Here is an 813-nt window from a genome sequence, read left to right as displayed (position 1 = left end):
CTCGTACTGTCGGTACGGGTACCCTTGGAAAGCGCTACATCATAGCTTCCGCTCATGCTGTTGAAGGTGACGATTGCACTCACCCCTGCGGCATCCCCGGTAAGCAAACCGTTCACATAGTTTTGTACGGCTAATGTTTTGTCAGCCTGCCCAGGCTCAAACCCAACATTGACCTCCCCGTCTACCAAAGCCGCCTTGGCCGCAGCCACCGCCTGCGCATTAGGTATGCCGGTAAAGGCCGTTGCGGTGATGATAATGGTTTGCTGCACGCTCGTTTGGCTCTGCAGCCCTTTAGACACCGTGACGGTGAAGACATAGCTGCCATTTGTACCATTCAGATTATCGCCGTCGCCTGCAATTGGCGCTGTGTAGCTAGTCCTGGCAACCCCGACCGTAACCTCATTATTGTTGATCGCTGCCTCGGCAGTAGCTTTCAATACCGCCATAATGACCGACTCGCTGGCGGCCGCTGCTTGAGTCATACTGTTGTAGCTCGCCTCTTCCACTGCTGCCTTGGCTGCCAACACGATGGCAATGTCCGGGTCTGCCGCTTCGTTCATCGCCATCGTTAGGCTTTTGCTGTCGCTTGCGTTCCCTCTGACTAAGGCTACATCATACCTGCCCGTGTCGTTGTTGTAGGCAACGGTCGCCGTTACCTTCGGATCACCGGCTATCAGGTGGTCTACATAGCTTTGCACCGCCGCTGTTTTGTCCGTCTGTGAGGCCCCGAAAGCGACATCGACCGCTCCGTCCACCAAAGCAGCCTTGACCGCTGTCAAGGCTTGTTCATTAACCTCACGGAAGGTCGTGGCC

At 55.8% G+C, this 813-nt stretch carries 1 protein-coding gene; it reads right to left on the bottom strand.

Features of this window, described 5'->3' with window-relative positions:
- Window positions 1–813 (bottom strand): hypothetical protein (locus tag A7K91_RS26725; protein ID WP_169833412.1); only part of this gene is annotated, 813 nt, incomplete at both ends.

Source organism: Paenibacillus oryzae (assembly GCF_001675045.1).
In the GTDB taxonomy this organism is placed as follows: domain Bacteria; phylum Bacillota; class Bacilli; order Paenibacillales; family Paenibacillaceae; genus Pristimantibacillus; species Pristimantibacillus oryzae.
This window is presented reverse-complemented; position numbering and strand designations above follow the sequence as displayed.